We start from the raw sequence: 8,842 nt of genomic DNA on the forward strand, positions 1-8,842 counted from the left end.
TATGGGATATAAGATTAATCTCCCTTGATACCTTCCTTGAATTGATTGAATTCAGAAGGAGATTCTTTCCTGGGCCAGCTGTTGTTGGTCACATCGATGTCTGCGGTCTCAGCCCTGGGATCCACTGTAATGGCTACAAGTTCTGCTTGGGTTGAGATAACCCGCCTCACTTCGGCATCATTCCTCCTCCAGATCTCCGGTGGGTAGGTTACCTGCTCGGTGCTCCCGTCTGCATAGGTATACTCCACGATCAACGGCATAGGGATTCCTCCCGGCTTGTCGAAGGTCACTTCGTAAAAGTACTTGGGCTCTTTGATCCTTGATCTTTCTTCAGCAGTGAGGTTGTCCATCATGAATTCTTTCAAAGGGGCCGAGATCTCACTGGGCGATTTACCCTTCAGGTCATTGTCTGCGTCGTCGCTGTTTTCTTCAACGAGATAAACCAGGGGCGGCAGGTCTGATTCTGTCATATTCCTGGCTGCCATGTAATCCCTCATTTCTTTTCCGGGCTTGTCACTCACCACATATTTCTTTACACCTTTTACCCCTATATCAACGTAATCCGTGGTGTAGAACCAACTCCTCCAGAACCAGTCGAGGTCCACAGCAGACGCATCTTCCATGGTACGGAAAAAGTCTTCGGGGGTTGGGTGCTTGAACATCCATCTCTGTGCATAGGTCTTAAAGGCGTGATCGAACAATTCTCTGCCCATCACAGTCTCCCTGAGGATATTCAGGGCCGTAGCGGGCTTGGCATAGGCGTTGGGGCCCAGCTGGTAGACATTTTCGGGATTAGACATGATAGGGGCAATCGTGCTTTGGTCGCCACTCATATAGGGGATGATCTTGGAAGGTTCTCCCCTTCTGGACGGATATTTGTCATTGGGTGCGATCACCTCGGGGTAGGCTTCTCCGAATTCCTGTTCGGCGAGGTACTGCATAAAAGTATCCAGACCTTCATCCATCCACCCCCACTGCCGCTCGTCGGAATTGACGATCATGGGGAAGAAATTGTGGCCTACCTCGTGAATGATCACGCTGATCATTCCGTATTTGGTACGGTCAGAATAGGACCCATCCTCGTTGGGCCTGCCGTAGTTCCAGCAGATCATGGGATATTCCATCCCCTGGTTCTTGGCGTGTACAGAGATAGCCTTGTGGTAAGGGTAGTCAAAAGTATGGGCTGAATAGGACTTTAGAGTGCTGGCCACCGCTTTGGTTGACAGTTCTTCCCAGAGAGGGTTTCCTTCTTTGGGGTAAAGGGATACGGCCATCACATCCCTGTTCCCTATCTTTACGGCCTGCATATCCCAGATAAACTTCCTGGAGGAAGCAAAGGCGTAATCCCTGACATTCTCAGCCCTGAACTTCCAGGTCTTCTTTTTCTCGGAAAAACCTTTTTCTGCGGCTTCAACCTCTTCCTGGGTTACGATAAGAACCGGCTTGTCATAGGATTTCTTAGCCACTTCGTACCGCTTCATCATGTCCTTAGTAAATACCTCCTTTCGGTTTAAAAGCTTTCCGGTGGCGTCAAGCACATGGTCTGCAGGCACTGTGATATTAACATCGTAATTTCCGAAAGGCAGGGCGAATTCACCACTCCCCCAGAACTGGTGATTCTGCCATCCTTCTACGTCGCTGTACACGGCCATCCGAGGGAAAAACTGGGCGATCACATAAGCCCGGTTGCCGTCCTTCTCAAAATACTCATATCCTGACCTTGCCCTGTCAACAGTATGATCAGGAATATTGTACCACCATTTAATGGAAAAAGATACCTTTTCACCTGTTTTCAAAGGTTCAGGAAGGTCTACCCTCATCATGGTCTGATTGATAGTGTATGGCAGGGGATTCCCGCCGGCATCCTTCACGTACTCAATACGAAATCCTCCGTCAAAACCTTCAGTCATATACGACTTGGCAAAAGAGCCTGTGGTATAAGCTACATTGACGCCATTACCGTTTCTGAGGGGCGATTTGGAATCCCTGGACCTTACATTCTGGTCGAGTTGCAACCACAGAAATTCAAGCGCATCCGGGGCGTTGTTGTGATAGGTGATAGTCTCCTCCCCATAGAGCCTGGCATTTTTATCATCGAGTTCGATATCCATTTTGTAATCGGCCTGTTGCTGGTAGTAGCTGGGGCCAGGGGTTCCTGAAGCCGACCTGTACATGTTGGGGGTGGCGAACTCCTGATACATCTGCCTGAATTTGTTCTGATTGGTGTGCCCGGGTTCCCTTTCCGTTTTAGTCTGCTCCTGTGCAAAGGAGAGAGCGGCAAAGAGAATGAGAATTGCCGAAGTGAAGCTTTTGAGTTGATCCATAAAAAAATGATGATTTTTAAAATTTTCCGGCGCGGAAAATAGGGTTTTCCGTGGAGATTGAAGGGGTACTTTTTAAAAGTTTAACATTCCTGAATTCTTTTCCCTGAGGAGGACAAAACTCTTCTTCAGATCCCCGAACCTGAAGTGGACGATATTCTTCTGTTCTTCGTACACATCCATAAGAACCTCGTTTTGTATCTCAATAGATTTGAGTCCATCAAGAGAAATATTCGGGATTTCTAAAAAAAGGATGAGAATGTCATTGTCAACTTTCTTTCCCAGAAAGTAAAAGGCAGTGGGCACACCGTTTACTCGGACCAGAAATTTGGAATTTAGATAGCGATCGATAAAATCATCGGCATCATCAACTTCCTCTGGTGTTCCCAGCAAGAGTTCCACATCATACCTCTCTAACAGCGCTTTTTCCAGGTCGTCTATAAAGACCCTGCTGGTGATCTGAATAGCCTGATCTGGGGCATAGTATTCAACCTGTGTCACGCTGACATAGAATTTATGGGCAGCGAATGCCAGGAGAAGAGGGCATAGGAATAAAAGGAGTAGCTTGGAGATATTCATCATCTTATCTTTCACAGGTCAATTCTCGTGCCATTTTTAGCTAGTCGAGTTGATTATTCTCCCGATAGGCCTTGCTTTTCACCAGCAGGAGATTCAGGATGGCGATGTGGTCGTCGGATGAGACGATCGAATCGAACTTCGAATCGACTTCACAGAAATACATAAAATCATCGATACGATCAGCCGGGATCCCCATACGAGATACAAAAATACTGTCGGGATAATAATTCCGCACTTCCTGAGTAAGGAGGTACTTCCTGTCTCGTGCCACTCTTCTCTTCAGCATTTTCGTCCGGCCTGTTATCATATTGATCAGAGGGTTGAAAGGCACGGCTGTGATCATCCCTAGGTGGAAAGGGCCCATGGACGCCTCCTTCAGCAGGCGTTCGCTTTGCATCATGGGTTTAACATAGGCATTGGGCAACCCCAGGGTAGAGGCCGTTACAACAGGTTCTGTCTTCATCTGCTGCATATCACGGACCAGGTCGCCCGACAGGTTAAAAGGCCTGACCACCACCTCATCGAGTTCGTTGACAAATTCTTCCAGGTTTACGTAGATAAACCTGCTTTCCAGCATCGAGGCCGAGAGAACCAGTTGTTTACGCCTGTACTGCACCGCAGAGAAAAGAAGGGTATCCCCGGGGGAGGCCTCTATAGAGAACATGCCTTCTTCATCAGAGATGGTAGCCCTTCCTGCAGTCGTATTCATGATATGTACATCAGGTACACCCTTATCCTCAAAGCGAATTTGCCCCTCGAGAAGAGAATTAAAAAAAAATGTTTGTCCACTAATGGTATAGCAGATGAAAAAGAACAATACAGCCAGCCTACTACTCTTCCACATTGAGGCTTTGTCTGAATTCCTTACTTTGATTGACCAAAAATTCGATCAGTTGAAATTCATTGTCCTTTCTCAAGAGAGACTGGGCGGGGAGTTTGCTGTCGCAATACACGAGAAAGGCGTCGATCTGATCCTGGGACAGCTGCAGGTCGCGCACGAAGAAATCGTCGTCGTAAACCTGCCTGAGCACTTCACTGACTTTTAAGGGGGTCCGATCCGCGGTTTCATCTTTGTTTCCGGAAAGGAACAGGGCCTTAAAGATATTCACAAAGTTGAGCCCATCCCTCATTTGCACCCCGGCAGGATCCAGCGCCACATTTCTGAACTCCGAGGTCGCATCCGTTTCGTATTCGTATTCCTTAAATTCTTCGTTCTGAAGCTGAAGGAACTTCTGCTGGTTTTCCGGGCTGACCGTCACTTCGTCCAGTTCGGTGACCTTCTCGTTCACCTCCACAACCAACCTGTTTTTCCTCAGGATCTCCTCGGTGACCTTCAAGATCTCGATCTGGTAGTTCACAGCGGTAAAGACGAGCTCGTCCCCTTCCCTGACGTAGATCAGGAATTCCCCTTTATCGTTGGTGATGGTGGCCCGTTCGGCAGTTGTATTGATCACATTTTCATTGGGCACAGGTACATTTCGGTACATCACCTGCCCGCGCAGGGGCCTGCGATCTTCAGTCTGGGAAAATCCGAAGGTCAGGAAGAGAAGCACCGGGAAAAGAACAGCAATCTTTTTCATGTACAGGTTTCGGAATAGGCGACGTAAGAGGAAGCCTGAAAAGCTTCCGGTCATTTCCGATGAGCTAAAGAAAAAAGAAGTTGAGATCATAAAAAAATAATACGTCTTAAAACTTATGTTAAAAAGGGAACCCCAGGCGTATTTAAAGTTAGAATTTACAAAATTCTGGCGGGAAATCCTCCTTCAAAGGGCAGCGTGGTGGTTTACCCCAAAAAATTGTATTTGGGGGCATATCTTTAGCTGGAAACTGAGATAATTCTACATTTGTAGGTCGCCTGTTCAGGCCTTAAATGTTATGAAGATGAAACTCAGATACCTGCTACCCGTCCTGTTGCTCTTTTTCTATGCAGGCCTACAAGCCCAGATCAAGATTGGGGACAACCCTCAGAACCTGGATGCCGCTTCGGTCCTCGAACTGGAGAGCACCAGCCGGGTCTTTGTGATCACCCGTATCACCATGGCCGAAATGAATGCTATCAATCCTTTGCAGGGAGCCATGGTTTATAACACGGATGAACAATGTTTGTTCTATTTCGACGGCACGGAATGGATCAACCTCTGTGACGCCCTGAGGCTCACCTTCACGGCAGACCCAATATTCAATGATTACCAGACCATCGAGATCACCACGAGTGAGGACAATGTCAATTTTGAGGTACGGGAGATCCGGGGATCCAATATCGTCGATTTCTCAATTACCAGTGTAGACATACAGAACAATGCCATCACCTCTGCCAAACTGGCCCCTGATTCCGTTGGGAATGAAGAGCTGCAGGACAACACGGTAGGAGATGCGGAATTAGATTATGCCCAGGTCACCCTGAGCGACTTTACCAATGATGCGGGCTTTATCACCAGTGCCGCCATCGTCAGTGCCGATGCCGGGAATGCCATTATTCCGGGAAGTGACAACGGGGCTTTTCTGGATCTTACCCCAGTGCAGACGGCTTTAAACGACCTGGACGTGGCGGTGACTACTATTTCCCTGGTGGATAATGGGGATGGAACTTACAGTTTCTCAGATTCCCAGGGTAATATACAGTTGATCACAACCAATGGGCTTACGGTTACCAATACCGTTGCTGGCAACCTGATCGCAACACTGACCCTTCCTGATGGCAGCAGCACCAATATCAATGAGACAATAACCAGCCTCACCGATGCAGGCGATGGGTTTATTACATATACCAAAGAAGACGGCACTCAGGAAACGGTGGCAAAATCCGATCTCACAGACAACGGGGACGGCACCTATACGTTTACGAACAACAACGGAACTGATGTTGTACTGAATACCAACGGCCTGACTGTAACCAATACCGTACCCGGAAATCTGATAGCCACCTTTACCCTGGCGGACGGCACCAGTACAGATGTAAATGAGACCATTACGGCCCTGACAGACAACGGGGACGGACTCATCACCTTTACTAAGGAAGATGGCACACAGGAAACCGTAGCCAAAGCAGACATCACTGATAATTTGGACGGCACCTATACTTTTGCCAATAATGACGGAACAGACGTATTGCTAAGCACCAACGGGTTAACGGTGAGCAATACGCTGGCAGGTAATCTGATCGCCACCCTGACCCAGGCCGACGGCAGCACTACCGACATCAATGAGACCATTACAAGCCTGGTCGATAACGGGGATGGCTTCGTAACATATATAAAGGAAGACGGAACCTCAGTTACAGTTGCCAAAGCCGATATTACGGATAATGGGGATGGCACCTATACCTTCACCAACAATGATGGGGCGGATGTCACCGTTGATACCAACGGGCTCGTGGTGAACAATACCCTGGCGGGGAACCTCATCGCCACCCTGACCCAGGCCGACGGCAGCAGTGCAGATATCAATGAGACCATTACAAGCCTGGTTGACAACGGGGACGGATTCGTGACCTTTGTCAAAGAAGACGGAACCTCGGATACGGTAGCAAAAGCCGATATTACAGATAATGGTAACGGGACCTACACATTTACCAACAATGATGGGACGGATGTAACCGTGAATACAAGCGGACTTGTCGTGACCAATACCGTGGCTGGAAACCTCATCGCCACCCTTACCCAGGCCGACGGAAGCAGTTCGGATATCAACGAGACCGTTACCAGCCTGGTCGACAACGGGGACGGATTCGTGACCTTTGTCAAAGAAGACGGAACCTCGGACACGGTAGCCAAAGCTGACATAACTGACAACCTCGATGGCACCTTTACCTTTAACAATAACGACGGGGTGGATGTGATCCTCGATTTTAATGCGGCAGCTTTGCCATTCGATAATTCGATTAATGGATTTATAGCAGATAATGTTCAGGCTGCCATAGAAGAAGTCTCCGGGGGGAGTACGGATGACCAGATCATATCAACAGACGGGACTCCGGGAAATATCGACCTGGAAGACGGGGGTGGACCCATTGTGATCAATGTTGATGATGCCGATGCCGATGCTACCAATGAATTGAACACAGGCCTTGCAATGGTTAACGGTTCTCTGGAAGTTTCGGATGCAGGTGGGACCCTGAGTGAGAATTTGATCAGTAGCGATGTCAATAATAACCTTATTTTTGGAACTGATGGCAGGCTCTATCTCAACGTTGATGCTGCTGCCAGTGGAGAAACCATAACCAGTATTGTGGATAACGGTGATGGTACCTTTACCTATACCAATGAGAACCTGGTACCTGTTATAATTTCCAAGGCTGATCTCACGGATAATGGGGATGGCACCTATACATTTACAAACAATGACGGGACCGATGAAACCGTCGATACCCGTGCTGTCAGCAATCCCTATGACAATACGGTAACTGGCCTCCTGACTTCCACTAATGTTCAGGCAGCCCTGGACGAGCTGGCAGGGGGAGCCGATAATCAGGACATTAGCACAGACAACACTCCGGGGAATATCTCCATCCAGAATGGAAGCACCCTTACCCTGAATGTGGATGATGCCGATGCCGATCCCAACAACGAAATTCAGGACCTGAGCCTCGCGGCCAATACCCTGTCCCTTACAGGAGATGCCACACCTGTAGACCTCAGCGGGTATCTCGACAACACCGATGCACAGACCGTATCCACCACGGGGGCGGCAGGGAACCTATCGATCTCAGGAGGCAATACCATCACCCTGAATGTGGATGATGCAGATGCCGATCCCAACAACGAAATTCAGGACCTGAGCCTCGCGGCCAATACCCTGTCCCTTTCCGGGGACGCCACACCCGTAGACCTTAGCGGATACCTGGATAATACAGATGCACAGGACCTCTCCCTGACAGGCAACACCCTTTCCCTTACGGGGGATGCCTCACCTGTAGATCTGAGCGGGTATCTCGACAATACCGATGCGCAAGACCTCACAGGAGCCAGTTTGAGCGGAGCCAATATCCTGCAGATCGACATTCAGAACGGAGCCTCCACCACCGTGGATCTCTCCTCCCTGGATGACCCCGGTACCGATGATCAGACCCTGACCCTGGCAGCCAATTCCCTGTCCATTGAAGACGGGAATAGTGTAGACCTTAGCGGATATCTGGACAACACCGATGCACAGGATCTGAGCCTTACTGGCAACTCCCTTTCTCTCACAGGTGATGCCACACCTGTAGATCTTAGCGGGTATTTGGACAACACCGATTCACAGGATCTTACCGGAGCCAGTTTAAGTGGAGCCAATATCCTGCAGATCGACATACAAAACGGAGCCTCCACTACCGTGGATCTTTCCTCCCTGGATAACCCCGGTACAGATGATCAGACGCTGACCCTGGCGGCCAATTCCCTGTCCATTGAAGACGGGAACAGTGTAGACCTTAGCGGATATCTGGACAATACCGATGCGCAGGATCTGAGCCTTACCGGTAACTCCCTTTCCCTCACAGGAGATGCCACACCTGTAGATCTCAGCGGGTATCTCGACAACACAGATGCACAGACCGTATCCACCACGGGGGCGGCAGGGAACCTATCGATCTCAGGAGGCAATACCATCACCCTCAATGTGGATGATGCCGATGCCGATCCCAACAACGAAATTCAGGACCTGAGCCTCGCGGCCAATACCCTGTCCCTTTCCGGGGACGCCACACCCGTAGACCTCAGCGGATACCTGGATAATACAGATGCACAGGACCTCTCCCTGACCGGCAACACCCTTTCCCTAACAGGAGATGCCACACCTGTAGACCTTAGTGGATATCTAGACAATACAGATGCACAGACCCTGGCAACAACAGGAGCAGCAGGGAACCTATCGATCTCAGGAGGCAATACCATCACCCTCAATGTGGATGATGCCGATGCCGATCCCAACAACGAAATTCAGGACCTGAGCCTCGCGGCCAA

Annotated in this window: 5 protein-coding genes; 1 reads left to right on the plus strand and 4 read right to left on the minus strand. The window is 49.4% G+C overall.

Translation table 11 applies throughout. The annotated features are described in order from the left end of the window. Positions 1-14 precede the first annotated feature (14 nt). The 4 genes from IEV19_RS04875 to IEV19_RS04890 all read right to left on the minus strand — a co-directional run bounded on the left by IEV19_RS04875 (position 15) and on the right by IEV19_RS04890 (position 4,480). Complete coding sequence (locus IEV19_RS04875) at positions 15-2,324, minus strand: M1 family metallopeptidase (RefSeq protein ID WP_188369551.1); 2,310 nt, start codon at positions 2,322-2,324, stop codon at positions 15-17. Between the two features lie 72 nt (positions 2,325-2,396). Beyond that, positions 2,397-2,915 (minus strand): DUF6702 family protein, encoded by a 519-nt coding sequence (locus IEV19_RS04880; protein ID WP_229732483.1) that lies wholly within the window; start codon positions 2,913-2,915, stop codon positions 2,397-2,399. 25 nt (positions 2,916-2,940) lie between these two features. Beyond that, positions 2,941-3,744: a carboxypeptidase-like regulatory domain-containing protein gene (locus IEV19_RS04885; protein WP_188369552.1), complete on the minus strand. Its 804-nt coding sequence runs from the start codon at positions 3,742-3,744 to the stop codon at positions 2,941-2,943. Next, positions 3,731-4,480 (minus strand): BamP family beta-assembly machinery protein, encoded by a 750-nt coding sequence (locus tag IEV19_RS04890; protein WP_188369553.1) that lies wholly within the window; start codon positions 4,478-4,480, stop codon positions 3,731-3,733. The genes IEV19_RS04885 and IEV19_RS04890 overlap by 14 nt, the downstream gene beginning before the upstream one ends. A 301-nt stretch (positions 4,481-4,781) precedes the next feature. Between IEV19_RS04890 and IEV19_RS04895 the strand changes: the two genes are divergently transcribed. Beyond that, positions 4,782-8,842 (plus strand): beta strand repeat-containing protein (locus IEV19_RS04895; protein WP_194419539.1); only part of this gene is annotated, 4,061 nt, incomplete at its 3' end.

The sequence above is a fragment of the Muriicola marianensis genome (assembly GCF_014638095.1).
GTDB lineage: Bacteria > Bacteroidota > Bacteroidia > Flavobacteriales > Flavobacteriaceae > Muriicola > Muriicola marianensis.